The organism is Jiangella mangrovi, assembly GCF_014204975.1.
GTDB lineage: Bacteria > Actinomycetota > Actinomycetes > Jiangellales > Jiangellaceae > Jiangella > Jiangella mangrovi.
Map to the genome: position 1 here is coordinate 135,996 of NZ_JACHMM010000001.1, position 25,376 is coordinate 161,371.

Annotated in this window: 21 protein-coding genes; 3 read left to right on the forward strand and 18 right to left on the reverse strand. The window is 72.8% G+C overall.

Going from position 1 to position 25,376, the window contains the following annotated elements:
* Positions 1–3: 3 nt before the first annotated feature.
* From HD601_RS00605 to HD601_RS00665, 13 genes are all read right to left on the reverse strand, one after another.
* Positions 4–4,668 carry an FtsK/SpoIIIE domain-containing protein gene (locus HD601_RS00605; protein WP_184818362.1) on the reverse strand — a complete coding sequence of 1,555 codons (4,665 nt, stop codon included), beginning with the start codon at positions 4,666–4,668 and terminating at the stop codon, positions 4–6.
* A gap of 142 nt (positions 4,669–4,810) precedes the next feature.
* Positions 4,811–5,083: a WXG100 family type VII secretion target gene (locus HD601_RS00610; RefSeq protein ID WP_184818364.1), complete on the reverse strand. Its 273-nt coding sequence runs from the start codon at positions 5,081–5,083 to the stop codon at positions 4,811–4,813.
* 258 nt (positions 5,084–5,341) lie between these two features.
* Positions 5,342–8,278, reverse strand: coding sequence for an AfsR/SARP family transcriptional regulator (locus tag HD601_RS00615; protein ID WP_184818366.1), 2,937 nt, complete (start codon positions 8,276–8,278; stop codon positions 5,342–5,344).
* The gene (locus HD601_RS00620; protein WP_184818368.1) at positions 8,278–8,709 is read right to left on the reverse strand and encodes a pilus assembly protein TadG-related protein; all 432 of its coding nucleotides are present in this window, start codon (positions 8,707–8,709) and stop codon (positions 8,278–8,280) included. Before HD601_RS00620 ends, HD601_RS00615 begins: the two co-directional genes overlap by 1 nt.
* The gene (locus HD601_RS00625; protein ID WP_184818369.1) at positions 8,706–9,080 is read right to left on the reverse strand and encodes a TadE family protein; all 375 of its coding nucleotides are present in this window, start codon (positions 9,078–9,080) and stop codon (positions 8,706–8,708) included. The genes HD601_RS00620 and HD601_RS00625 overlap by 4 nt, the downstream gene beginning before the upstream one ends.
* 47 nt (positions 9,081–9,127) lie before the next feature.
* A complete protein-coding gene (locus HD601_RS00630) occupies positions 9,128–9,571 on the reverse strand; it encodes a TadE family protein (RefSeq protein ID WP_184818370.1) in 444 nt (147 codons plus the stop codon).
* A 32-nt stretch (positions 9,572–9,603) separates the two neighbouring features.
* Positions 9,604–10,536, reverse strand: a complete 933-nt coding sequence (locus HD601_RS00635) for a hypothetical protein (RefSeq protein ID WP_184818371.1) — start codon at positions 10,534–10,536, stop codon at positions 9,604–9,606.
* Positions 10,537–10,629: 93 nt separating this feature from the next.
* A complete protein-coding gene (locus tag HD601_RS00640; RefSeq protein ID WP_184818372.1) occupies positions 10,630–10,857 on the reverse strand; it encodes a hypothetical protein in 228 nt (75 codons plus the stop codon).
* A gap of 53 nt (positions 10,858–10,910) precedes the next feature.
* Positions 10,911–11,831 (reverse strand): type II secretion system F family protein, encoded by a 921-nt coding sequence (locus tag HD601_RS35295; RefSeq protein WP_184818373.1) that lies wholly within the window; start codon positions 11,829–11,831, stop codon positions 10,911–10,913.
* On the reverse strand, positions 11,828–12,688 hold the full coding sequence (locus HD601_RS00650; RefSeq protein ID WP_221440429.1) for a type II secretion system F family protein: 861 nt from the start codon (positions 12,686–12,688) through the stop codon (positions 11,828–11,830). The genes HD601_RS35295 and HD601_RS00650 overlap by 4 nt, the downstream gene beginning before the upstream one ends.
* Entirely contained in the window at positions 12,685–13,989 is a 1,305-nt protein-coding gene (locus HD601_RS00655; protein WP_184818374.1) for an ATPase, T2SS/T4P/T4SS family, read from the reverse strand. The genes HD601_RS00650 and HD601_RS00655 overlap by 4 nt, the downstream gene beginning before the upstream one ends.
* A 5-nt stretch (positions 13,990–13,994) precedes the next feature.
* Positions 13,995–14,774 carry a CpaE/TadZ family protein gene (locus tag HD601_RS00660; RefSeq protein ID WP_184818375.1) on the reverse strand — a complete coding sequence of 260 codons (780 nt, stop codon included), beginning with the start codon at positions 14,772–14,774 and terminating at the stop codon, positions 13,995–13,997.
* Between the two features lie 4 nt (positions 14,775–14,778).
* Positions 14,779–15,507 carry an SAF domain-containing protein gene (locus HD601_RS00665; RefSeq protein ID WP_184818376.1) on the reverse strand — a complete coding sequence of 243 codons (729 nt, stop codon included), beginning with the start codon at positions 15,505–15,507 and terminating at the stop codon, positions 14,779–14,781.
* 449 nt (positions 15,508–15,956) lie between these two features.
* On the opposite strand from HD601_RS00665, the gene ndk reads away from it, so the two are divergent.
* The gene (gene ndk / locus HD601_RS00670) at positions 15,957–16,364 is read left to right on the forward strand and encodes a nucleoside-diphosphate kinase (RefSeq protein WP_184818377.1); all 408 of its coding nucleotides are present in this window, start codon (positions 15,957–15,959) and stop codon (positions 16,362–16,364) included.
* Between the two features lie 118 nt (positions 16,365–16,482).
* Complete coding sequence (locus HD601_RS00675) at positions 16,483–17,544, forward strand: hypothetical protein (RefSeq protein WP_184818378.1); 1,062 nt, start codon at positions 16,483–16,485, stop codon at positions 17,542–17,544.
* A gap of 46 nt (positions 17,545–17,590) precedes the next feature.
* On the opposite strand, the gene HD601_RS00680 is transcribed toward HD601_RS00675, so the two are convergent.
* Genes HD601_RS00680 through HD601_RS00690 form a run of 3 tightly spaced genes read right to left on the reverse strand, consistent with a single transcriptional unit; the run spans position 17,591 to position 21,917 of the window.
* Positions 17,591–17,932, reverse strand: coding sequence for a DUF4233 domain-containing protein (locus HD601_RS00680; protein ID WP_184818379.1), 342 nt, complete (start codon positions 17,930–17,932; stop codon positions 17,591–17,593).
* Positions 17,929–19,266 (reverse strand): bifunctional folylpolyglutamate synthase/dihydrofolate synthase, encoded by a 1,338-nt coding sequence (locus HD601_RS00685; RefSeq protein WP_221440430.1) that lies wholly within the window; start codon positions 19,264–19,266, stop codon positions 17,929–17,931. The genes HD601_RS00680 and HD601_RS00685 overlap by 4 nt, the downstream gene beginning before the upstream one ends.
* Complete coding sequence (locus HD601_RS00690) at positions 19,263–21,917, reverse strand: valine--tRNA ligase (RefSeq protein WP_184818380.1); 2,655 nt, start codon at positions 21,915–21,917, stop codon at positions 19,263–19,265. The genes HD601_RS00685 and HD601_RS00690 overlap by 4 nt, the downstream gene beginning before the upstream one ends.
* Before the next feature lie 45 nt (positions 21,918–21,962).
* Here HD601_RS00690 and HD601_RS00695 point away from each other — a divergent pair, with 45 nt between their 5' ends.
* Positions 21,963–22,946, forward strand: a complete 984-nt coding sequence (locus HD601_RS00695) for a ketopantoate reductase family protein (protein WP_184818381.1) — start codon at positions 21,963–21,965, stop codon at positions 22,944–22,946.
* Here HD601_RS00695 and HD601_RS00700 read toward each other — a convergent pair.
* Both HD601_RS00700 and HD601_RS00705 read right to left on the reverse strand, forming a co-directional pair.
* Positions 22,933–23,865, reverse strand: coding sequence for an alcohol dehydrogenase catalytic domain-containing protein (locus HD601_RS00700; protein WP_184818383.1), 933 nt, complete (start codon positions 23,863–23,865; stop codon positions 22,933–22,935). The two genes, HD601_RS00695 and HD601_RS00700, sit on opposite strands and share 14 nt — an antisense overlap.
* Entirely contained in the window at positions 23,862–25,298 is a 1,437-nt protein-coding gene (locus HD601_RS00705) for a GuaB1 family IMP dehydrogenase-related protein (RefSeq protein ID WP_184818385.1), read from the reverse strand. Before HD601_RS00705 ends, HD601_RS00700 begins: the two co-directional genes overlap by 4 nt.
* Positions 25,299–25,376: the final 78 nt, after the last annotated feature.

The following is a 25,376-nucleotide window of genomic DNA, read 5'->3' on the forward strand; positions in this document are numbered from 1 at the left end:
CGTTCAGTTCTCCACCGTCGTCTCCGGCACCTGGACCAGCTGCCACTGGCCGGCGGCGGAGAACAGGCCGCGCCCGGGTGGCATGCCGCCGGTCAGCGACCGCGGCAGCTTGATGCCGAAGTGGTCGCCGTCGGCCGGGGCCCCGGGTGACAGCAGCACGCCGGAGCGGGACTTCTTCAGGACCGCCGCCGGCCCGCGGTAGCTGCTGCCGAGGTCGTCGGTGGTGCCGGCGCCGACGACGACGCTGCCGGTGTCGCGCAGCTTCGGCAGGTGCTTGGTCAGCAGGTCGACCATCCAGCCGTCGACGCCCATGAGCTCGAGGTCGTCGATGAGGACGGCGGTGGGCCGGCCGCCCTTCTCGGGCACCATGGCCTCGTACAGCTTGGTGACCTCGTCCTTGTCGGCCTCGAGGTTGATGACGGCCTCGACCCCCTGGCGGCCGGCGAGGTCGCCGAGCGGGCTGCGCCGCGGCGTGATGATCAGCGTCTTCCAGTCGCGCTCGATCATCGACCGGGCCATGGTCAGCAGCGCCGTGCTGCGACCGGAGCGGCGCGGGCCGAGCACCAGGATGCCCGGGCCGTGGTCGATGGCGTCGAGGACCCGCAGCGTCAGGGTGTCGCCACCGACGGCGAGCGGCAGCTCCGTGGGCGCCAGCGGCCGCTCGGCCAGCTCCATCGCGGCGGCGTAGCTGATGCGGGCCGGCAGCTGGTCGACGCGGAAGGGCAGGAACCGGCGCGCGACGTCGGCGTGGCGCTCCTTGGCCTCGCGGGCGATCTCTTGCAGCGCCGACACCTGGGCGGTGCCGTCGGCGTCGGCCGTGAGCAGCGCGATCTGGGTCTCGCGCAGGCCCTCGGCCCGGAAGGCGCGGCCGGGCTCCATGGTCTCGGGGACCTTCTTCGGGTTCATTCCGATGTGCCCGAAGTCGGCGTTGTCGGTCATGCGCAGCATCAGCTTGTCCTCGATGAGGGCCGAGATGCGCCCGACGAGCACCGTCCGGTCGGCGGCCATGACGACCTTGACCCCGACGCCGGGACCCTCCTGGAGGATCTGCATCCACTGGTCGACGAGCCGCCCGCTGTCGAAGTTCTCGAACGACTGGACGAAGCCCTCCCAGCGGTCGAACAGCACCAGGATGTACGGCAGCCGGGCGTCGGGCGCCGCCGCGGCGCGCTGCTCGCTGAGGTCGGCGTAGCCCTGCTCGGCCAGGATCTGCTGCCGGCGGCCGATCTCGGCGCGGATGCGGGCCGACAGCGCCGACAGCCGCTCGGGCTGGTCGCGGCTGACGACGGCGCCGGTGTGCGGCAGGCCGACCATGGGCAGCAGCGCGTTGTTGCCGCAGTCGACGCCGTAGAGGTGCACGTCGCGCGGGGAGACCTGGCGGCCGATGAGGCCGGCGACGGCGCGCAGCGCGGTGGACCGGCCGCTGCGCGGCGCGCCGACGATGCCCAGGTGCCCGCCGCCGGAGAGGTCGTACGAGGCCACGGTGCGGCGCTGCTGGCTGGGGACGTCGACGATGCCGAACGGGAGGCGGATGTCGCGGCCGGACTCGACGACGGTGTCGGCGTGCGCCAGCACCTCGTCGAGCGTGACGACGTCGTCGAGCGGCGGCAGCCACGGCGGCGGCGGCGCGCTGATGCCGCTGCGCTGCGACGCCTCGTTGATGGCCGTGACCAGGCTCTCGAGGTCGGTGGGCGTGGAGACGTCCTCCTCCTTGCCGCCGTCGTCGGCCTTCTGCGGCGGCCGTCCGAGGGTGCCCCACTCGAGCCGGCGCAGGTCGACGCTGACGGCGGCGCCGGGCGCATGGGGGCGGCCACCGACGCGGGAGGACTGGAACGGCACCAGCGACGACGCGCCCAGCCGGGCGTACGCGCGGCCCGGGGTGGATTTGGAGATCTCGGCGGCGTCCTTGGACTCGATGACGTCCTGGCTGTCGTTGCCGTCGGTGACCCGCAGCGCGATGCGCAGGTTGGTGTTGGACTTGATCTCGGCGCTGACGACACCGGCCGGGCGCTGCGTGGCCAGCAGCAGGTGCACGCCGAGCGAACGGCCTCGCCGGGCGATGTCGACCAGGCCCTTGACGAAGTCGGGCAGCTCGGTGACCAGCGCGGCGAACTCGTCGATGATGATCATGAGCCGCGGCATGGGCTCGTCGTCGGGTTCCTTGGCCGCCAGGTAGTCCTCGATGTCCTTCTTGCCGGCCTTGGCCAGCTGGTGCTCGCGGCGGTGCAGCTCCGCGGCCAGGCTCTCGAGCGCCCGGGTGGTGAGGTGGCCGTCGAGGTCGGTGACCATGCCTACGGTGTGCGCGAGGTTGTTGCAGTCCTTGAACGCCGCGCCGCCCTTGTAGTCGACCAGCACGAATGTCATCTCGTCGGGCCGGTTGGCCACCGACAGCGACGCGATGAGCGTCTGCAGCAGCTCGGACTTGCCGGAACCGGTGGTGCCGGCGACCAGGCCGTGCGGGCCGTCGGCGCGGATGTCGACGGAGAACGGGCCGTCCATGCCCTCGCCGATGACCGCCTTCGTGGTGCGCCCGACGTTGGTCCACCAGGTCTGGATGGCCTCGGGGGTGGGCGGGTCGAGCTTGAGGACGTCGAGCAGCCGGCTCGAGGACGGCAGCGACGACGAGAGGTCCTCGGAGCTGACGTCCTTGACCGGCGCCAGCGCTCTGCCGAGCCGCTCGCACCACTGCGGCGAGACGACGTCGAGGCGGATGCCCTCGACCGTCGGCTGGCCGGTCAGCCGCACCGTGGCGGTCTCGGTGCCCACCGACACGACCGCCTTGCACTCCTCGGGCAGCAGCCGCTCGTCGGCGTCGATGCAGAGGAAGTACATGTTCATGCGCGGGCCGTCGCGCAGCAGCGTCACCAGGCCGGGCATGAGCCGGATGCGGCGGGCGCCGTCGAGCACGACCAGCAGCGGCGGGAAGCTGATCTCGCGCGAGGACATGATGCCGCCGCCGCGGTCGGAGAGCACGGACTTGCGCTGCTCCATGATCGACATCAGCTCGGCGATGCGGCGGCCGGTGGTCTCCTCGTCGGCGCCGATGCCCGCGATGACGTCGGAGTCCTCGCCCCGGCGCACGTGCGGCAGCCAGCGCATCCAGTTCCAGGCGCGCTCGCCCTCGGGGTCGGACAGGACGACGATGCCGATGTCGGCGGGGCTGTGCAGGGTGGCGACCTGAGCGATCATCCAGCCGGCCACCTGCCGGCGCTGGTCGCCCTGTCCCGCCACGCCGGTGACCCCGGCCTGCTCCAGCGGCACGGACACCGGCACGTCGGGCGCGGTCCAGTGCAACACCCGCTCGTGGTCCTCGCGGGCGGGGTCGGTCATCGAGACCTCGCTGGCGACGTCGGCGCTGCCGACCCGGACCAGCATGAAGTCGGAGTCGGTGCGGCGCCGCTCCCACAGCCGCGACCGCGGCCCGGTGGCGAACAGCAGCACCGCCGCGGGGTCGGGGACGTCGCGGCGCCGCGCCGAGCGCTCGGTGACCAGGCCCACGTAGGCCTGGTTCTCGATGTGGCGCATGCGGTCGACGTACTTCTTCATCTCGTCGTGGTAGCGCGTCTGCGTCTGCGTCTTGGAGCTGCGGTACCGCGAGATCATCATGAGCGGCGACAGGATCATGATCATCAGGCTGAACGGCGACCTGGTGATGTAGAACATCACGCCGCCCATCAGCGCCGGGGCCAGCGAGATGGCCCAGGGCATCGGTTCCTTGTCGGGCTTGCGCGGCTCGGTGGGCAGCCGGAACTCGGTCTGGCGCGGCGGCGGGAGCAGCCGGGGCGGCCGGTTGTAGTCCAGCGTCGCCCCGCCCGGGCTGGGCGACAACGACGCGTCCGGCTCGGCGGGCAGCGCGAGCTCGAGCATGACGTCGCCGACCACGAGCGCCGCGCCCGCGGGCCAGTCGACCGGGCCCTCGACGGGGACGCGGTCGAGGTGGAGGTACGGGCGGTCGGCCTCGGGGTCGACGGTGAGGTTCGGGTGCTTGAGGCGGTCGAGCTCGCGCATCTTCGCCTTGAAGCGGCGGGCCCGGCGGCGCTTCTTCTTCGGCTGCTCTTCGTCCTTGGGCACCACGATGGGGCCTTCGAGGAGCCGGTCGCGCAGCGGCGGCGGCACCAGCACGCCCACCAGCGACGGGTCGGGCGTGAGCGTGACGACGCCGTCGACGGTGACGTCGAGCCGGGCCGCGACGGGCGGCGCGTCCTCGCCCTGCAGGCGCACGCCCACGCCGACGCGGCTGCCGATCTCGTGGCTGCCGGGCGCGAGGTAGGCGACGTGCCCGGAACCCGGCCCGGAGACGGTGCGCACCTGGACGACGCCGGTGCGCTCGCCGAACGCGTCGGGCAGCGGCGTTCCGACACCGACCAGGGCACCGTTGCGCAGCGCGGACTCGACGACCTTGGTGGCGGCGTCGAGCGGGACGCCGCCGAGGTACAGGGTGGGCGGAAGGCCCAGTGCGGTGTCCTCGGGGTGGTCCGGCAGGACGCTCTCGCCGACGACGCCGAGGTGCCGGCCCGCGGTGCGGACGATGTGCGGCTGTGGAGCCGGGCGCACGCGCGCAGCCAGCTGGCGGGCGATGTCGGCGATCGTGGCGTCGTCCTCGCAGTCGATGGCGAGATCGACGACATCGCCGTCACCCGATGCCGTGGCACTCAGCAACAGCCGCACGTTTCCGTCCCAGGTTCCGTGTCCGGTCTCACGACTCGGTTATCGAACATCCTACTCGCGCCCCGCGGAGCGCAATTCGACGTCGCGGCCCACATCCGCGCAATGGGATGTGGGCCGCGCGTCGAACACCACGTGAGGACCGTCAGATACGGTCCGGCTCGCCGGTGGCCTCGGCGATGTTGTTGTGGTTGATCCGAACGTCGTCCGCAGCGCCGTTGAGAGCGTCGCGAAGCGTGTCGAGGTTCTTCTTGTAGTCCTCCCACGCATTGCGGAAGTCGTCGGCGTAACGGCCGGTCCACACCGCGTTGGCCACGCCGCCGTCGACCTCGGACTTGATGCTCTCAGCAGCCTCGGCGTTCGTGGTGAACGTGCGGTGAAGCTCGGCAAGAGTACCTAGTTCTGCACCAACACCCATTGTTCTACTCCCTCGTGAATAACTTCGCCCCACCGCGTCGGGTGTGGCACGACACTGGCAATTCTACCGGCCGTCTAGCGTTTTGCAACTGCTAGAGCGACCTTTTTCCAATTTCTCTCGGGGTGATCTATCGAGGCAATGCGGTATTGACCGGAGGCCCGATTGCCAGGCTCCGAACAGGTGAAATACCGTGCCCATTCATGAATTCATCCCGAGGTGTTTCGGGGTACCTCCTTCGGCACATTCGGTTGCGCTCGACTAAGCGAGATCGCGGTGTCTCCCTCCATTGCTCGGCACCAGCTCCTCGAGCAGCGCGGCCGTCTCCGGCGCGAGCTCGATGCCACCGATGCCGGTGAGGGTCTCGCTCATCTCGCCCTCCACCGCCATGACTCCGCCGCGCCCGTCGACGGCGTGCTGGGCCAGGATCAGGTCGCGCCAAAGCAGCTGCTCGGCCGGCCTGACCCGCAGCCCGGCCCGGGCCGCGGCTGCCGCCGTGGCCGGGTCGCCGCCGTCGCGGGTGATGACGGACAACCGGTGCGCCGCGTCGACCAGCAGGTCCGACGCCGAGCGTTCGACGCGTGCCCGCGCGATCCAGGCGTAGCGTCCCTGCGGGCGCTCGCTGAGCACGGGGCCGCGGGCCACCCGCAGCGCCCGGCGCAGCAGGTCCGCCTCCTCGGACGGGCGCCGCACCTGCCGCGCCTGGCTGAGCAGCGCGCACACCACGTCCCAGTCGAGGACGACGTTCTCGCTCAGCTTCAGCCGGCCGTCCTCGGTGGTCAGCAGGTACGGCGAGCCGGCGCGGTCGAAGCCCAGCCACTCGCGCACCCGGGCGAACGTGGACTCGCGCACCGCGGCCGTGACGCCGCGCGGCCACACGGCCGCCGCGAGCACCGTCGGGTGCACACCCTCGCGGTTCAGCGCCAGGTGCACGACGATCTCGGTGGCCAGCGCGCGGCGTTCGGCCTCGATCTCGGTGCGCGCCTGCACGACCACCGGGCCGAGGATGTAGACGCGCACCGGCGCCGTGGCCAGCTCGGCCTCGGTGACCAGCGTGCGCACCTGCGGCACTTCGGGCCGGATCTCGGGCAGCCAGGCCTCGTTGAAGTTCGGGCCGGCGGGGTCGGGGTCGTTGCTGCGGTCGGGGTCGACCAGCCCGACCAGCGCCTCGATGCTGCGCCAGGACAGCTGGTTGGCCCGCACCGACAGCCCCAGGGCCGGCAGCTCGAGGGTGCCGGCGGCGTCGACGTGGATGCGCCAGCGCGCGCCCGGCACGTCGCCCGCGCAGATGACGCCCAGCGGCGACCGCCCGGCCGCGTCGGTCAGGGCGACCAGCTGCTCGGCCAGCTCGCCGGTGGGCGGCGTGCCGAGGACGAGGTACTCGGGCATCCAGTGCCCGGCGCCGCCCGGGCGGACCCGGCCGGTGAGCACGTCGGCGCCCAGCCGGTCGGCACGGCGCGCGGCCAGCTCCGGCAGCAGCGGCTCGACGCCGTCGACCAGCCGCAGCCGGCCCGGGTCGAAGACCCCCAGCGTCTCGGGGAGCCCGTCGGCGGTGACCCGCAGGTGGTCGGACCACTGGTTGGTGGCCAGCTCGACCGCCAGCGCCGTGACCACCTCGAACGTGGCCTCGGGGTCGCCGTCGATGCAGATGGGGCCGCCGGCGGCCTCGAGGTCGACCAGCACGTCGCGGTCGCCGCTGCGGCCCAGCGACACCAGGCCGGGGTACGGCGCCAGCACGCGGCCGCGCAGCTCGGGATCGACGGCGATGTCGGAGCGCGCGACGATCCAGCGCCGGCCCTCGTCGAGGACCGTCCAGGGTTCCGGCGCGTCGACGCGGGCCGGCGCGAGCAGCAGCTCGACGGAGGCGCTCTCGACCACCGCGGTGTACACCGGCGGCAGCGGCCGGCCCGCCTCCTGGCAGGACGCGGCCAGGTGGCGCAGCGCGTAGTCGAGCCAGCGGGCGCGGTCGGGGTCGGCGCCGATGCGCAGCGCGACCTCGGCCTCGACCTCGTCGTCGCCCGGCTCCGGGGTACGCCGCCGGCGCCGGATCAGCTCGAGCGAGGCGAGCAGCCCGGCGGCCAGCAGGCCGGCGTCGATGAGCCCCGCGTGCGGGTTGGTGTTGACCGCCTCGGCCTCGCCGGTGGCGACGAAGTCCGCGAACAGGCCGGCGCCGGCCTCGCCGATGCCCTCCTGGCCGCCCGGCTGGTCCGGCGTGAGCGGCGGGGTGGCCGGCGGCGCGGGCGGGGTCTCTGCCACCGGGGTCTCGGCGGTGACGACGTCGACGCCCGCGGCGTCGGCCGGCACGATGAGCAGCCAGTTCGGGTAGATGAGCCGCGCCAGCGACAGCTCGTGGCCGTCGGGCTGCTCGCGGCCGCGGTTCAGCTCGAAGATCTCCTGGTAGCGGCGGCCGTCGCCCAGCGTGCGCTCGGCGATGTCCCAGAGGTTGTCGTGGTAGCGGCCGTCGGGCGGCTGCACGATGTAGACCTTCTGGCCGACCAGCTCCGCGCCCTCCTCGGGGTCGAGCACCATGTCGCCCAGGCGGTACTCGACCTCCTCGGAGGCGGCGGGCGCCGCGGCCGGCGGCGCCTCCTGCTGGACGGTGACGTCGGCCTGGCCGTCGTAGGCCTCGGCGGAGATGGTGGTGGTGGGCGGCGCCTCGGGGGCGGCGGCCGGTGCGGCTGCGGCCGCCTGGCCCACCGCGGCGGTGGCGACCAGCACCGACGCGACCAGTGCGCGGGCGAAGCGCTGGGTCGGCCCGGACAACGGCACCCGGCTGGGCAGGCCCACGCCGCGGACCGCGCTGCGCAGCTCGGTGAGCACGCAGATGGTGAACTGCAGCCAGGCCAGCCAGACGATCCACAGCAGGACGCCGACCAGCTGCTCGGGGCCGATGGTGGCGGTGAGGTCGTCGCGGCCGGGCAGCGAGGTCGGGATGGGCGGCGGGCCGCCCAGGATCAGCAGCGCCACCGGCACGCCGATGACCAGCAGCGCCAGCGCGAAGCCGGCGGCGAGGGCCTGCGGCAGGCTGCGCCGGGCCTCGGGGACGCCGCGCTGCTGGAAGCGCTGCGGCCCGGTCTCGCGCAGCGACGCCGTGGCCGTGGCCGATGCCTCGACCGGCGAGACCGGCCGGGAGGTGCGCTCCGTCGTGCGCCCCTGCGGCCGTGCCGCGCGCCTCCCCCTGCTGCCGTTGTCGCTCATCAGTTCTCCCCCACGATCCCGACGGCGGGCCGCGACGTGGCCGTCCCCTCGATGTCGAAGCTGTCGATGAAGATCAGCTGGAGCAGCGACGTCTCGACGGTGTCACTCGCGGTGACCGTCACCTCGCCGGCGGCGGCGTCGACCTGGACCCGGCCGGCGTCGTAGCCTCGGGCGGTCATGTAGGCGCGCCCGGCGGCCTCGGCGTCGGCCTCGAGCAGCACCACCTGGCCGGTCTCGCGCAGCGCCTCGAGGTCGATCTGGTTGGCGGCGGCGCGGGCGGCCTGCTCCGCGTCGTCGAAGATGCGCTGTCGCGCGTTGATGGCGAACCCTCCGTCGATGACCAGCCCGGCCAGCATGAACAACATGACGATCAGCGTGACGATCATGGCGCTGATGGCGCCGCGCTCCGAGCGCACGAGCCGCGTCCTCATGACGTCCTCCGCAGCTCGTCGATGGGGGCGGCGCTCTCGCCCACGAGCGTGGCCTCGCCGGGGAAGCCGACGAACCCCAGGCCGTTGAACGACACCTGGCAGCGGACCTCGACGCTGATGATCTCGCCCGGGGCGAACGTCCCGCCGAGCTGGACGGGCGCGCAGGTGACGCCGTCGGGCCGGGTGCTGTCGACGATGGCCTGCGCCGCCTGCCGGGCCGACCCGGCGTCGCGCTGCAGCGAGGCCGAGCGCACCGCGTCGCGCGCCATGGCCTCGACATCGCCGCGCCGGTCGACGTAGCGGCCCAGCCCGACGATGAGCATCATGACCGCGATGAGGACAGGGGCGAGGATCACGACCTCGATGGCCATGGATCCCTCCTCTCTCCTCGCCGCGCGCGCGGCTCGTAGTCGCGTGATCACAGGTCCGGGACGAACTGCTCGATGGGGCCCTCGATGGTCTGCGAGACCTCGGGCGCCAGGTTGTTGATGATCTCGGTGGAGCGGCCCCGGACGGTGATCCGGACGTTGTCGCCCACGGCCACCGCGTCGATCGACGTGATGACCAGGTGACCGTTGCCGACCGCCTCGGCGTACTCGCGCCCGCGCACCTCGGCCGCCGCCAGCGCCGCCGGCGTGCCGCCGCCGATGCGCGCCGTCCGGGCCGCCTCGCGAGCGGCCGCCGCCGCGATCTGGTTGCCGTGCCAGGTCAGCGAGAACTGCACGATGATGAAGATGATCAAGAACATCAACGGCGTGTAGAGCGCGAGCTCGATCGAGCTCGCACCCCGCTCGGGCCGCGACCGCAGCCGCCCCCGTGCGCGAGCACGACGCGAACCGGCAACGGCTGCCGTCCTGGTCATGCTCCACACCTCCGCTCATCGTTCATGTCAGGTCACACGCCACACATCGAGCTGCCGGGGTCGTCTCCGAAGATCTGGGCCAGGTCGGGTCCCGACATCAGGGCCCACTTCGTGGCGTTCATGCTGACGGCGACGTCCTGTCCGCCGGTCTCTTCCACGGCAGCGAGCGCGCCCTCCTCGACCAGCGTCTGCAGCGGGGCGCTCGAGGTCGCGAGGCCGCCCAGCGAGGCGCCCTGGCCGAGCAGGAAGTCGCGGAACTCGCGGGCCGGCTCGCATGCTGTGAAGAAGTAGCGCACGGTGTTGCCGGCGGTGTCGAGCCAGTTGCCCGTCTCTTGGATCACCTGCACCTCGTCCTCACTCACGATCGAGTAGAGGACGACGTCGCCGTTCGCGTCGAGCTCGAACTCGGGCATCGTCAGAGGGGCGTTGAGGACATGCGGGCCCGACGCGGAGTACTGCGATCCGGTGCCCCGGAACTCGATGTTGAACCGGCCGATGTTGTCGTCGGGGTAGAGCGACTTGGCCTTGCAGTGCTCCGGGACGGTGAGCGTGGCGTCCACGGCGAGCGTCGGCCAGGTCGGCCCCTGGACCGGGCTCCAGCCCGGGATGCCGGGAATGAAGTCCTCGACGGGATCGGTCAGGTACTCCTTGCCCTCGGCGCACCAGTAGTACCACCGGTACGTGACCGGTGTCCCGGCGTGGACGCCGTCGGTCGTCCCCGAGGGGGCGAAGAACGCCGTCACCCGCACCGACTGGTCGGGGTCGATCAACAGCCGGTCCGGCAACCCGCGGTCCCAGATGGCGCTGTAGCTGATGTTGGAGCCCACTCCACCGAAGATCAGCGAGTTCACCACCGGCGTCGCGTTCGCGGCCTCGGCCGTCTCCTCCGCCTGAGCCGGAAGAGAGAGCCCGGCGGCGGTGACCGCCACCAGTGCGGCGGCAAGAGTCAACAGTCGTCTACGCATCGCGAAGTGTCCTTTCGTGACGTGCCGGCCTCGGCCGGTGGTGACTGTGCCCGGGTCGCATGGTGTGGGTGCTCGGTGTCGCGGATCAGGAGATCAGAGCCCGCCGCCGCCGGGGGCGTCCGGGATGTCGATGGACTCGGCCTCGTCGGTGACCAGGCGGTAGATGACCACACCGACCGCCGCGGCCAGCGCCACGAGGATCGCCGTGATGATGACGAACTCGATGGCCGACGCGCCGCGCTCGGGCGCGCGGCGGGCGCGCTCGACGTGGACCTGCAGGCTCAGCAGCAGCCAGCCAATCGGGGTGTGGGGGCTCTTCATGAAGGACGTCTCCTGGTCATGTGGGATGGGTCGGGGTCGGTTCGCGAGGATCGTCAACTCTGTTCCAGCACCCCCATCAGCGCGGGGTAGACGAGGAAGAGCAGGAAGCCGCAGCACAGCACCAGCTGGGCGACCAGCATGGACTGCGAGCGCTGCCCGGCCTTCCCCTCGATCTCGGCCAGTTCGCGGCGGCGCAGCGAGCCGGCCCGGGCGGCCAGCGACTCGCGCACCTTGGCGCCGTCCTCGGCGACCAGCGCGAGCGCGGCGGCGAGGTCGCGCAGCTCGTCGACGCCGACCTCGTCGCCCAGCTCGCCGAGCGCCGCCCAGGGGGTGACGCCGTGCAGCCGGGCCGTCAGCAGGGTGTCGCGGATGCGGACCATGGCCCAGCCGTCACTGAGCGACGACGCCGCCTGCAGGGCCTCGGGCACGCCGCGGCCACCGGCCAGGTTCATGGCGACGAGGTCGAGGAACGAGCCGACGACGTGGCGGAAGTCGCGGCGCCGGTCCGACGCGCTGGACCGGGCGGTGAGCGTCGGGATGGCCGCGAACACCACCGCGAGGATCAGGCCGATGATCGTCCCGCCCGCGATGCCGAGCCCGATGCCCGCGAGCGAGAGGATCGCGGTGAGCACGACGGGCATGAGGAAGCCGGCCAGCCCGCACAGCACCGTCGTCGCCAGGTGCCCCTCGATGGTCTTGCCCAGCAACGAGAGGTCGGCGCGCAGCGACCCCAGGCGCAGGCCGAAGCCCTCGAGCGTCTGACGCAGCTGCCCGCCGAACTTGCGCATGGACGCCGACTCGCCGGTGCTGCCGCTGCTGGTGGCCGCCGTGAGGCGGTCGCGCCGGGCCCGGCTGCGCTCGGCGTCGAGCCGGGCCAGCGCCGCGGCCGGGTTGATGCGCGGCACCGACAGCACGTAGCCGAGCAGCAGCGCCCCGACGCCGGCGATGGCGCCCGCCACCAGGATGAGCGTCACGACCGCACCTCCGCGGGCTCGGCGGTGACGAGGAACCGGCCGGGCGTCTCGAACTTCGCCAGCCGGCGCATCCAGAGGAAGCCGATGGCGAAGATGCCGATGACGACGCCCAGCACGATCTGGCCGGCTGCGGAGTTGTACGGCTCGACGAAGTCGCGATTGACGATCGACAGGCCGACCATGAAGAAGAGGCTGACGCCGACGACGATCTGCACCGACCGGCGGGTGCTGGCCCGGCCGGCCATGACGCGCTGGCGCATGTCGAGCTCGGCCCGCGCGGAGTCGGCCAGCGACGAGAGCACCTGGCGCAGGCCGGGACCGCGCAGCCGGGCGTTGAGGATGAGCGCCGACACCACGAGGTCGGCGCTGGCGTCGTCGAGGTCGTCGGCGAAGCGCTCCAGCGCCTCGGGCATCGGCATGCGGATGCGCAGCCGGTCGGCCAGCAGGCGCAGCTGCGGCTGGATGGACGGCGCGGCCGCGTAGACCGTGGCCGGGATGGCCTGCTCGAGGCCGACGGCGCCGGCGATGGTGTCGCGCAGTGACTCCGTCCAGGACGCCAGCCCCTCGAGCCGCGCGATGGACGTCCGTTCTTCCTTCGCCCCGCCGAACAGCGCCGGCCAGAACGCCACCAGCAACCCGGCGCCGATGGCGGCGACCGGCCAGCGGGTCAGCAGCAGCGTTCCCACGCCGGCGATGACGCCGTACACCGTCTGCCGGCCCAGCTTCTCGATCAGCGGGCGCGACGAGCCCGGCGACGGCGGCTTGGGCTCGCTGCCGCGGATCGCCATGATCAGCAGCAGCACCGCCGCCCCCACGGCCGCGCCGAGGAGGGTGATGAGCAGGATCGTGGGGCTCACGCGATCACCCGGCTCGCGTTGGCGTCGTAGCCCACCGCGATGAGGTCGTCCATGCAGGCGATGGGCGCGGCCGGGACGGCGACGCCGTCGGGCCCCGCGGCGAAGATCTCGCTGGACAGCACCCGGCCGTCGACGCCGTTGATCTCGCGGATGCTGGAGACGAACCGGCGCAGCCGGCCGCCCTCGGCGAACTCGTTGCGCTTCTCGACGAACACGACGAAGTCGATGGCGCCGGCGATGAGCATCATGGTCGCGTCGACCGGCAGCCGCTCGACCGACTGGATGGCGTAGGTCGAGATGCGGTTGAACACCTCGATGGAGCTGTTGGCGTGGATGGTCGACAGCGAGCCGTCGTTGCCCTGGCTCATGGCGTTGAGCATGGTGACGATCTCGTCGCCCAGCACCTCGCCGACGATGACGCGGCTGGGGTTCATGCGCAGGCTGCGGCGGACCAGCTCGGCCATGGTGATGGCGCCCTGGCCCTCGGAGTTGGGCAGCCGCTCCTCGAACGCGACGACGTTCGGGTGCAGGTCGGCGAACTCGCCCAGACCCAGCTCGAGCGCGCGCTCGACGGTGATGATGCGCTCGGCCGCCGGGATCTCGTTGGCCAGCGCGCGCAGCATGGTCGTCTTGCCGGCGTTGGTGGCCCCGGCGATCATGATGTTCTTGCGCGCGGCCACGGCGGCCGCCAGGAACGCCGCCAGGTCCTCGGTGACGGTGTCGTAGCGGACCAGGTCGTCCAGGTGCACCCGCGACAGCCGGGCGCGGCGGATCGAGATGGCCGGCCGGGCGCACACGCCCATGACGGCCGAGAGCCGGCTGCCGTCGGGCAGGCGGAGGTCCAGCTGCGGGTTCGCGGAGTCGAACGGGCGGCTGGTGAGACCGGAGTAGGCGCCCAGGATCTGCACCAGCTCGACCAGCTCGTCGTCGCTCTCGGCGACCGGCGCACCGTTGACCTCGCGCCCGTCGGAGTACTGGATGAAGACGTTGTCGCAGCCGTTGATGTCGATGTTCTCGACGTCGAGGTCGTCGAGCAGCGGCTGCAGCCGGCCGACGCCGAACAGCGCGGCGTGGATGCCGGAGGAGATCTCCTCCTCTTCCTCGGCCGACGGCGGCGTGCGGCCGCCCGCGATCTCGGCCCGGGCGTGCGCGTCGAGCACCCGGCTGATGACGGCGCGCGCGAACTGCCGCTCGTCCTCGCCGGACATGGGCGGGATGCCGTTGGAGGCGTCGTCGCGGCGCTGCCGGGCGAGGGTGTCGGCCACCTCCTCGCGGAGGGTGCGGACGAGGTTCTGGTCCACTGTGGTCAGCTCCTGCTCGGGATGCGCGCGTGGGCCTGGGCCAGCCGCCGGACGGAGTCGCTGAGCTCGCGCGCGGAGCGCACCAGCAGCGACCGGTCGATGCGCCGGTTCCACCGCCCGGCGAGCGCACCGGCCGCCTTGGGGTCGTCGGCGACGCGGCCGAGCACGGTGACCTGGTGGCCGTCGTGCTGCAGCAGCCGGTCGAGGTCGCGGGCGCTCGCGGTGTCGCCGCTGTCGGTGATCAGCGCGATGCCGACGGGGATGCTGCCGGCCTTGCCGATCTGCAGCGGCTCGGCCAGCCAGCGCAGGCGTTCGCGCAGGTGCGCGTAGTACTCGATGCCCGGCCGGACGACGAACACGACGGCGTCGGCGGCGTTCATGACCGGCAGCAGCGGCGTGCCCGGGACGATGCGCCCGCAGTCGACCAGGACGTCGACGGGCAGCGTCTTGAGCATGGTGGCCATGGCCGGCCACACCGCGCCGATGCCGGTGAGCTGCTCGGGCCGGACCACGCCGGCCAGCAGGTCGAGGCCGCCGTCGGCCGTCTGCAGGTGCTCGGCCATGCTCGCCTCGGCCACGCCCCGGCGGGCGGCGGCGGCCAGCGAGAGCAGGCCGCGCTCGGGGTCGAGCGGCTCGCCCTCGGCGTCGCGGTGGCGCAGCGCGAGGTCGCCGCCCGCGGGGTCGAAGTCGGCGACCACCACGTCGGACGGCCAGATGGCCCCGAGGGCGTTGACCGTGGTGGTCACCCCCGGGGAGCCCTTGGCGGACGCGAACGCGATCAGCACCCCGTCACTCCCCCTCGGACTCGAAGGGGGTGCCGCGCTCGACGAGCGTGACGACGAGCTGGTTGGTGGCGGCGAGCCCGCCGACGGTGGCGGCGTCGCCGCGGTCGACCAGGAGCGTGACCAGCGAGCCGGTGCCGCCCTGGGCGTCGCCGCCCTCGGACGCGCGGGCCGTGGCGACCCGGGCGCCCTCGACGATGGTGTCGCCCTCGCCGGTGATGATCGAGACGAGGTCGACGATGTCGCCGGGCTGCAGGCCGCCGGCCGGCAGGAAGCCCTGGCCGAGGAAGGCGCCGACGGCGACCTGGCCCTCGGACAACGGCGACGTCTGCTCGATCATGGTGGTGTCGAGCAGCTGGCCGGCCCGGAGGGTCACGCGCGCGTACTGGCCGACGACCAGGCTCTCCTGCGACTCCGGGATCAGCTCGGTGCCCTCGGCGGCCACCTGGGTGGTCTCGAGGTCCTCGACGGTGATCTGCTCGCCCGCGCCGACGTCGGCGGCCAGGCGCAGCACCGGGGTGCGCTCGTCGACGCGCATGGCCAGCAGCGCCGCGACGGCCGCGCCCCCGACGATGAGCAGGACCGCCAGGGCGGCCAGCGCCGGGCGCCGCTGGCGCGGCGGCGACGGCAGCCGGGTGTTCTCGGCCCGGACCCGCTGGTTGCTCCGGATGCCTCGCTGTTCGCGTGCGCGCTGGCGCTCGTTGGCCGCGTCAGTCGTCTGAGTTGTCCCCGCCATGAGGTGTCTCTACCGCTCCCGCCTCGTCGCCCGTCCGCACACCGCTGGTGTCGCTGCCCGCCCCGAACCGGTCGGAGCGGCGGGGCGCAGCGTGGGGACCGTATCGGAGGACCGGCCGAGGCGACCGGTCGGACGCCGCGTCGCCGGACACTTCGACACGCCAAGCAACCCCGCTGCCCCCTGGACGTTCGGGGGAACCTTACCTCGGACGCACGACCGTGGTCATGCCGCTGTCGCGCGTTCCCCGTCATGTCCGCTGTGCCCACATACCGGACAGTGCGTCCACAGTCCGGATGCGTACCCAACACCCCGGACGCTACCGGCGGCCGCTTTCACGAGGCTTTCATCGCCGTGTCGGGGACCAGTGATGACCACCTGACCCGCGTGCGCGCGCGGGGATTGGTTAGTGTCGGCACATTGCCGATCCACACGACCGCACAGGAGCACCCGTGTCCGAGCGCACGCTCGTCCTGATCAAGCCCGACGCCGTCCGCCGCGGCCTGGTCGGGGAGATTCTGGCCCGCTATGAACGCAAGGGCCTGACCATCGTCGCGATGGACCAGCGCACCATCGACCCCACGCTGTCGGACGCGCACTACGCCGAGCACGTCGAGAAGCCGTTCTACCCCGCGCTGCGCGAGTTCGTCACCGGCGGACCGCTGGTCGCGCTGGTCCTCGACGGCGACCAGGCCATCGACGTCGTCCGGGCCATGAACGGCGCCACTGACGGCCGCAAGGCCGCCCCCGGCACCATCCGCGGCGACCTCTCGCTGTCGAACTCCGAGAACCTGGTGCACGCCTCGGACTCCCCCGAGGCCGCCAAGCGCGAGCTCGACCTCTGGTTCCCCGGCCTCTGAGTTCCGGGATGGCGGGTGGTTCGGTGGGCCCATAGCGCCACCGAACCACCCGCCATCAGTTGTCCACAGGGGCGCGAACGCGCCCTTCGCCGCGACCCCGGCCACGGAGGATCGCGTCGTGCACCATGATCACGCTTTCGCACTCGCTCGGGCCCAGGACGGGCTGATCACTCGCCGGCAGGCGCTCGCCTCCGGCATGACGAAGGACGCCGTCAAGCACGCGATCCGGCCCGGCGGGCCGTGGCAGCGCGTCCTGCCCGGCGTCTACGCCACCTTCAACGGGCCGCTCACGCCGATCCATCGGCGCCGCGCCGCGATCCTGCACAGCGGCCCGAGGGCCGCGATCAGCGGCGCCTGGGCCTGCGGCATGAGCGGGCTGGCATACGGCCCGCCTGCCGATGACGAGATCGACGTGCTGGTGCCGTGGGAGTCGGCCCTCCGGAGCAAGGGCTTCGTCCGGGTGAACCGGACGACGCGGCCACCCGTACCTCAGCTCTGGATCGACGACGATCTCGTCGACTTGCCCCTGGACGTGCTCATCGACCAGGCCGAAAATGGTCCGGTTCCCGGCATCGTTCCCGTGGTTCCGCCGGCTCGGGCCGTCGTCGAGACCGTGGTGCGCTGTGAGCGGCTGCCGGCGGACTGGCGTCCGCGCTGCTCCCGCACCGACGGCTGCCCCCGCTGCTGGGACCACCCCGGCCACCACCACGACCTCGCTCTGCGCAACGCCCGCGCCCTCATGTGCGAAGCCGTCCAACGACGCCGCACCACACTCACCGCGCTACGCGCCGAGGTCGCCGCCGCCCCACGCCGCGGCGGCGCGCTGGCCAGGCTCGCCATGCGGGACATCGAGGCGGGCTGCCGCTCCGCACCCGAATGTGAACTACGCGACCTCGTCCGCACCAGCCGCGTCCTGCCCGAACCCCGCTGGAACCAGCCACTCCCGGGCCACCGTGGCATCCACCCCGACGCCTGCTGGGAACAGGCCCGTTTGGTCGTCGAGGTCGACTCCAGAAGCTTCCACGGCTTCGGCGACGCTCCCGCCCGTACCGAGGAACGCCGAGCGCGATACGCCGCCCACGGCTGGCGCGTCCTGCCGGTCTCACCCGCCCGGCTGCGCACCGAGCCCGCCGCCGTACTCCGCGAGATCGAAGCCGCCTACCTCGCGGGCAGAGAGTGATGGCGGGCGGTTCGGTGGGGCCATAGCGCCACCGAACCGCCCGCCATCACTCGCCCTGCTGCTGCTCGCGGGCCGCCTTCTCGCGCTCGATCTGCGGGCCGATGCGCAGCAGGACGAACCAGAGCAGGGCGAAGATGCCGCCCAGGATGAGCATGGCCGGCACCACGACGCCCGCGGCGATCGAGCCCACCTGGGCCGCGGTCCCGAGCACGTACCCCACGCGCCCCCGTCGCACCGTCGCCGCGCCCAGGACGCACAGCAGTGCGATGCCGCCGCCGGCCAGCCAGGCCGCGCCCCGGCTCACGTCGGCGATGTTGATGGCCACGGGCACGGCCAGCAGCACCACGATCATCTGGACCGACAGGATGGTGGCGGCGATGCGGTTCACGACGCCGCCCCGTACGCGACCCGCGCGTCGCCCGCCGTCACCACGGAGCCGGTGACCACGACGCCGTAGCCGCCCAGCGACTCCTCGCGCTCGGCCAGCGCCAGCCCGGCGGCGATCGCCTCGGGCAGCGGCACGGCCTGGTGGACGCGGTCCTGGCCGAACACGTCGACGGCGATGTTGGCGAGCTGGTCGGCCGGCATGGTGCGCGGCGAGGAGTTCTCGGTGACGACGACGGCCTCGACGACGGGCTCGAGCTCGGTGAGGATGCCCTCGACGTCCTTGTCGGCCATGGCGGCGACGACGGCGACCAGCGCGGTGCCGGCGAACTCCTCGGTCAGGGCGGCCGCGAGCGCCGCCGCGCCGGCCGGGTTGTGTGCGGCGTCGGCGAGGACGACGGGGCCGCGGCGCAGCGCCTCGAGCCGCCCCGGCGACGTGACCCGCGCGAACGCGGCCCGCACCAGGTCGGCGTCCAGGGGCTCGCGCCCGCCGCCGACGAACGCCTCGACCGCGGCCAGCGCCGCCGCCGCGTTGTGCGCCTGGTACTCGCCGTGCAGCGGCAGGAACACCTCGTCGTACGGGCCGGTGAGCCCCTGCAGGCCGATGACCTGCCCGCCGACGGCCATCTCGCGGTCGCGCACGCCGAACTCGAGGCCCTGCCGGGCGACGGTGGCGCCGACCTCGGCGATCCGCGCCAGCAGGATCTCCGCCGCGGCCGCCGTCTGCGGGCCCAGGATCGCGTACCCGCCGGGCTTGATGATGCCGGCCTTCTCGGTCGCGATCTCCTCGATGGTGTCGCCGAGGTACTCGACGTGGTCGACGGCGATCGGGGTGACGACGGAGACCCGGCCGTCGGCGACGTTGGTGGCGTCCCACGCGCCGCCCATCCCGACCTCGACGACAGCGGCCTCGACCGGGGTGTCGGCGAACGCGGCGTAGGCCAGCGCCGTCAGCGCCTCGAAGTAACCCAGCCGGACGTCGTGCTTGGAGTCGACGAGGTCGAGGTAGGGCCTGATCTCCTCGTACGTCGCGGCGAACAGCTCGGGCGCGATCGGCTCGCCGTCGACGACGATGCGCTCGGTGATCGACTGCAGGTGCGGGCTGGTGTAGCGGCCGGTGCGCAGGTTCAGCTCGCGCAGCAGCGAGTCGACCATGCGCGCCGTCGACGTCTTGCCGTTGGTGCCGCCGATGTGCACGACGGGGTAGGCCCGCTGCGGGTTGCCGAGCAGGTCGAGTACCTCGCGGATGCGCTCGAGCGACGGCTCGACCAGCGACTCCGGACGCCGGGCCATGAGCTCGGCCTCGATGCCGCGGAGCAGCTCAGCGTCAGCGCTCACTGCGGACCAGATCCCTGCGGCAGGCCGGCCAGCTGCGCCTCGAGCCGCGCGATCTCGGTCTCGGCGGCGACGCGCCGGCCGCGGACCTTGTCGACCTCGGACTCGGGCGCCTTGGCGAGGAACTGCTCGTTGTCGAGCTTGCGGGTCGCCTGCTCGAGCGCCTTCCGCTCCGCGGCGAGGTCCTTGCTGAGCCGCTTGCGCTCGGCCTCGACGTCGACGGCGCCGGAGAGGTCCAGCTCGACGGTGACGGCGCCGACCACGACCTGGGCCGTCGTGGCAAAGCCCGAATCCGGCGAGGTCAGCCGGGTCAGCGACCGGAACGCCGCCTCGTGCTCGGTGAACGTGAACACGTCGGACACCGCGGCGCTGACCCGGGCCGGCACCCGCTGGCCGGGCTTGAGGCCCTGGTCGCTGCGGAACCGGCGGACCTCGGTGACCAGCCGCTGCAGCTCGGCGACGGTGGCCTCGGCGGCGGGGTCGTGCCGGGCCGCGTCGGGCGCCGGCCAGTCGGCGACCACCAGCGACTCCTGGCCGGTCAGCGTCGTCCACAGCGCCTCGGTGACGAACGGCGTCACCGGGTGCAGGACGCGCAGCAGGCGGTCGAGCACGTGGCCCAGCACCAGCCGGGTGTTCTCGGCCGCGGCGCCGCCGGCGGCCAGCGACGTCTTGGCCAGCTCGACGTACCAGTCGCAGAACTCGTCCCAGGCGAAGTGGTAGAGCGTGTCGCTGAGCTTGGCGAACTGGTAGTCCTCGAACAGCCCGTCGACGTCGGCGAGGACGGTGTTGAGCCGCGACAGGATCCACCGGTCGGCCGCCGTCAGCTCCGACGACGGCGGCAGCTCGCCCACGCGCGCCCCGCTGATCAACGCGAACCGCGTGGCGTTCCAGAGCTTGTTGCAGAAGTTGCGCGACGCCTGCACCCAGTCCTCGCCGATGGGCACGTCGGCGCCGGGGTTGGCGCCGCGGGCCAGCGTGAAGCGCAGCGCGTCGGAGCCGTAGGCGTCCATCCAGTCGAGCGGGTCGACGGCGTTGCCGAACGACTTCGACATCTTCTTGCCGCGCTCGTCGCGGACCATGCCGTGCAGGGCGATGGTGTGGAAGGGAATCGCCTTCTCGGCCCCGAGCGAGGCGTTGGCGTACAGCCCGAACATCATCATCCGGGCGACCCAGAAGAACAGGATGTCGTAGCCGGTGACCAGCACCTGGTTCGGGTAGAACTTCTCCAGCGCCGGCGTCTCGTCGGGCCAGCCGAGCGTCGAGAACGGCCACAGCGCCGACGAGAACCAGGTGTCGAGCACGTCCTCGTCCTGCACCCAGCCCTCGCCGGTGGGGGCGTCGTCGTCGGGGCCGACGCAGACGACCTCGCCGTCGGGCCCGTACCAGACCGGGATGCGGTGCCCCCACCAGAGCTGGCGCGAGATGCACCAGTCGTGCATGTCGTCGACCCAGCCGAACCAGCGCGACTCCATGGACTTCGGGTGGATGGCCACGCGGCCGTCGCGCACGGCGTCGCCCGCGGCCTTCGCGAGCGGGCCCACGCGCACCCACCACTGCAGCGACAGCCGCGGCTCGACGACGGTCTTGCAGCGCGAGCAGTGGCCGACGGCGTGCACGTACGGCCGCTTCTCGGAGACGATGCGGCCCTCTTCGCGCAGCGCCGCGACGACGGCCGGCCGGGCCTCGAAGCGGTCCAGCCCCTGGAACGGGCCGTGCGCGGTGATGATGCCCTGCTCGTCCATGATCGTGAGCATGGGGAGGTCGTGGCGCCGGCCGATCTCGAAGTCGTTGGGGTCGTGCGCCGGCGTGACCTTGACCATGCCCGTGCCGAACGACGGGTCGACGTGCGGGTCGCCGACGATCGGGATGCGCCGGCCGGTCAGCGGCAGGTCGACCTCGGTGCCGATGAGGTGCTTGTAGCGCTCGTCGTCAGGGTGCACGGCCACGGCGGTGTCGCCGAGCATCGTCTCGGCGCGCGTGGTGGCCACGACGACGTCGTCGCTGTAACGGATCGAGACCAGCTCGCCGTCGTCGTCGCTGTGCTCCACCTCGATGTCGGACAGCGCGGTGTGGCAGCGCACACACCAGTTGATGATGCGCTCGGCGCGGTAGATGAGCTCGTCGTCGTAGAGCCGCTTGAAGATGGTCTGGACGGCGCGCGACAGGCCGTCGTCCATGGTGAACCGCTCGCGGCTCCAGGCGACGCCGTCGCCCAGCCGGCGCATCTGCGCGAGGATCTTGCCGCCGGACTCGGCCTTCCACTCCCAGACCTTCTCGACGAACGCCTCGCGCCCGAGGTCGTGCCGGGACTGCCCGGTGGCCGCCAGCTGGCGCTCGACGACGTTCTGGGTGGCGATGCCGGCGTGGTCCATGCCCGGCATCCACAGCGCCTCGTAGCCCTGCATGCGCCGCCGCCGGACCAGCGCGTCGATGAGCGTGTGCTCGAACGCGTGCCCGAGGTGCAGCGAGCCGGTGACGTTGGGCGGCGGGATGACGATGCAGAACGCCGGCCGGTCGCTCTTCTCGTCGGCCTCGAAGTAGCCGCGCTCGACCCAGCTCTCGTAGAGCGGAGCCTCTACCGCTGCCGGGTCGTAGACGGACGGCAGGGCGGGCTCAGCGAGCTCAGCGGGCTCGGGACGAGAGGTTTCGGTCACGCCGCGGAATTCTACTGCGCAACGCCGCCCGATAGCGTACGGACCATGGCCTTCGTGATCTACGGCGCCGGCGCGATCGGCGGCGTCCTCGGCGCACGCCTGCACTCGGCGGGGTTCGACGTCAAGCTCATCGCCCGCGGCGCGCACCTGGCCGCCATCCGCTCGTCCGGGTTGAGGGTGGAGTCACCTGAGGGCGCGACGACGGTGCCGGTGCCCACGTACGGGTCGCCGTCGGAGGCCGGCGTAGGCCCCGGCGACGTCGTGATCCTCACCATGAAGGGCCAGGACACCCCGGACGCCCTCGAGGCGCTGCGCGAGGTCGCCGGGCCGTCCACTCCGGTGGTGTGCATCCAGAACGGCGTGGCCAACGAGCGGCTGGCGCTGCGGCTGTTCTCGCACGTCTACGGCGTGTGCGTGATGTTCCCGGCGGCGCACGTCCAGCCCGGAGTCGTCCAGGCGCGCTCGGCGCCGGTGCCGGGCATCCTCGACATCGGCCGCTATCCCGGGGGCATCGACGACGGCGCCCGCTCCGTCGCGGCGGCGCTCGTCAAGGCCGGCTTCGTCTCCGAGCCGCGCGAGGACATCATGCGGTGGAAGTACCGCAAGCTGATCATGAACCTCGGCAACGCGGTCGCGGCCCTGTGCGGCCCGGGTGACGACGGCGCGAAGCAGGTGACCGCGTTGCTCCAGGCCGAGGGCGAGTCCGTGCTCGCGACCGCCGGCATCGACGTCGTCGACGCCGGCCTGGACCAGGAGCGCCGCGGCGACATCCTGAGGATGCCGCAGTTCGAGGGCCGCGCTCCCAGCGGCTCGGCGGTGCAGAGCCTGCTCCGCGGCACCGGCAGCATCGAGGCCGACTACCTCAACGGCGAGATCGTTCTGCTGGCCCGGCTGCACGGAGTGGAGGCACCGGGCAACGAGCTGGTCCGCCAGCTGGCCGTCGTCGCGGCGCGCGAGCGGGTCGCCCCGGGCTCGGTGCCGTCGGGCGAGCTGCTGGAGAAGCTGTCGGGCGTGATCAGCCGACGGTGAGGACGAGCTTGCCGCGCAGGTGACCGGTCTCGCTGACGGCCTGCGCCTCGGCGACCTGCTCGATCGGGAACGTGCCCGCGATGGGCATGCTCACCACGCCCTGCTGGACCAGCGGCAGCACCGTCCGGAACACCTCCGGCAGCGGGAGGTCGGCGCTCCACGTCGCTCGCACGCCGTACCGCTCTGCGGTGCCGTCGGCGATGGTGACGACCCGTTCGGGGCCACCGGCCAGCTCGACCGACACCGGCAGCACGTCGCGTCCGGAGGCGTCCAGCACGGCGTCGACCCCGCCGGGGGCGACGGCTCGCACGCGGTCGGCGAGGCCGTCGCCGTAGAGCACCGGCTCGGCTCCCAGCGACGCCAGGAACTCGTGGTTGGCCGTCCCCGCCGTGCCGATGACCCGGGCGCCGCGGGCCAGCGCGAGCTGCGTCGCGACCAGTCCGACGGCGCCGGCGGCGGCGTGCACGAGGACGGTGTCGCCGTCGCGCACGTCGAGCAGCCGGATGGCGCGGTATGCCGTCTCGCAGGCGACCGGCAGCGCGGCGGCCTGCACGAACGACATCTCGTCGGGCTTCGCGACCAGCTCGGCGGCCGGGACGACGATGTGGGTGGCGGCCGAGCCGCCGGCCAGCCCGAAGACGGGATCACCCGCGGCCCAGCCGGTGACGTCGGGGCCGGCGACGTCGACGGTGCCGGCGAACTCGAGTCCCACCCGGGCCGGCCGGGCCGGTGCCTCGTCGCCGGCGTAGAGGCCGCGGCGGGCCTTCCAGTCGTACGGGTTCACCCCGGCCGCGCGGACGGCGATGCGCACCTCGCCGGGGCCGGGCTCGGGGAGGTCGACGGTGTCGAGCGAGAGCACGTCGGGGTCGCCGTACCGGGTGTACCGGACGGCCTGGGCTGCGGTGTGCGGGGAGGTCACCAGCTCACGTCCACGGGCATGCCCTCGGTGTACCCCGATGCGCTCTGCACACCCACGACGGCGCGCTCGCGGAACTCCTCGAGCGTCCGCGCGCCGACGTAGGTGAACGCGCTGCGCACGCCGGCGACGATGGTGTCGACGAGGTCCTCGACACTGGGCCGCGACGGCTCGAGGTACATCCGCGCCTGCGAGACGCCTTCTTCGAAGATGCCCTTGCGGGCCCGCTCGAATGCGGAGTCCTCGGCCGTGCGCAGCTTGACCGCCCGCGCCGACGCCATGCCGAAGCTCTCTTTGTACATGCGACCCTCGCCGTCGCGCAGGACGTCGCCGGGCGACTCGTAGGTGCCGGCGAACCAGGACCCGATCATGACGTTGTCGGCCCCCGCGGCCAGCGCCAGCGCAACGTCGCGCGGGTGCCGCACGCCGCCGTCGGCCCACACGTGCACGCCCAGCTCGCGGGCCCGGCGAGCGCACTCGAGGACCGAGGAGAACTGGGGCCGGCCGACGCCGGTCATCATGCGCGTGGTGCACATGGCGCCCGGCCCGACGCCGACCTTGACGATGTCGGCCCCGGCCGCGACGAGGTCGCTGACACCCTCGGCCGTGACCACGTTGCCCGCGACGACGGGGACCTGCGGGTCCAGCGACCGCACCCGCTGCAGCACGTCGAGCATGCGCTCCTGGTGGCCGTGTGCGGTGTCGACCACCAGCACGTCGGTGCCGGCGGCCAGCAGCGCCTTCGCCTTGCCCTCGACGTCGCCGTTGATGCCGACCGCCGCCCCGATACGCAGGTTGCCGCCGTCGTCGGCCGCGGGGGCGTAGAGCGTGGCCCGCAGCGCGCGCTCCCGGGTCAGGATGCCGACGATGCGCCCGTCCGGGCCAACCACCGGGGCGAGCCGGTGCCGTCCGTCGTGCAGCTGGTTGAACGCGTCCTCGGGGGCGATGCCGTCGGGCAGTGTGAGCACCTCGGTCGACATGACGGAGTGCAGCTGGGTGAAGCGGTCGACGTCCTGGCAGTCGGCCTCGGTGACCACCCCGACCGCGCGCCCGTCGTCGACGACGATGACGGCGCCGTGGCCGCGCTTGGGGAGCAGGTTGTACGCCTCGCCCACGGTGCCCGACGGCGGCATGGTGAGCGGGGTGTCGTAGACGAGGTGGCGCCCCTTCACCCACGCGATGACCCCCGCGACGACGTCGGGCGGGATGTCCTGCGGGATGACGGCCAGCCCGCCGCAGCGGGCCAGCGTCTCGGCCATGCGGCGCCCCGAGACCGCGGTCATGTTCGCCGCGACCAGCGGGATGGTGGTGCCGGTCCCGTCGTCCGTGGTGAGGTCGACGTCGAGCCGCGACCCCATCTGGGACCGGTTCGGCACGAGGAACACGTCGCTGTAGGTGAGGTCCTGGTCGGGGACCCGGTCGTGCAGGAACCGCATGGCGCCTCCCCCGGCTCGGCAGAATTCCACCCTACCCAGCGGGACGTCCCGGCCCGTCGTGCGCGCCCCGCCGCGCGG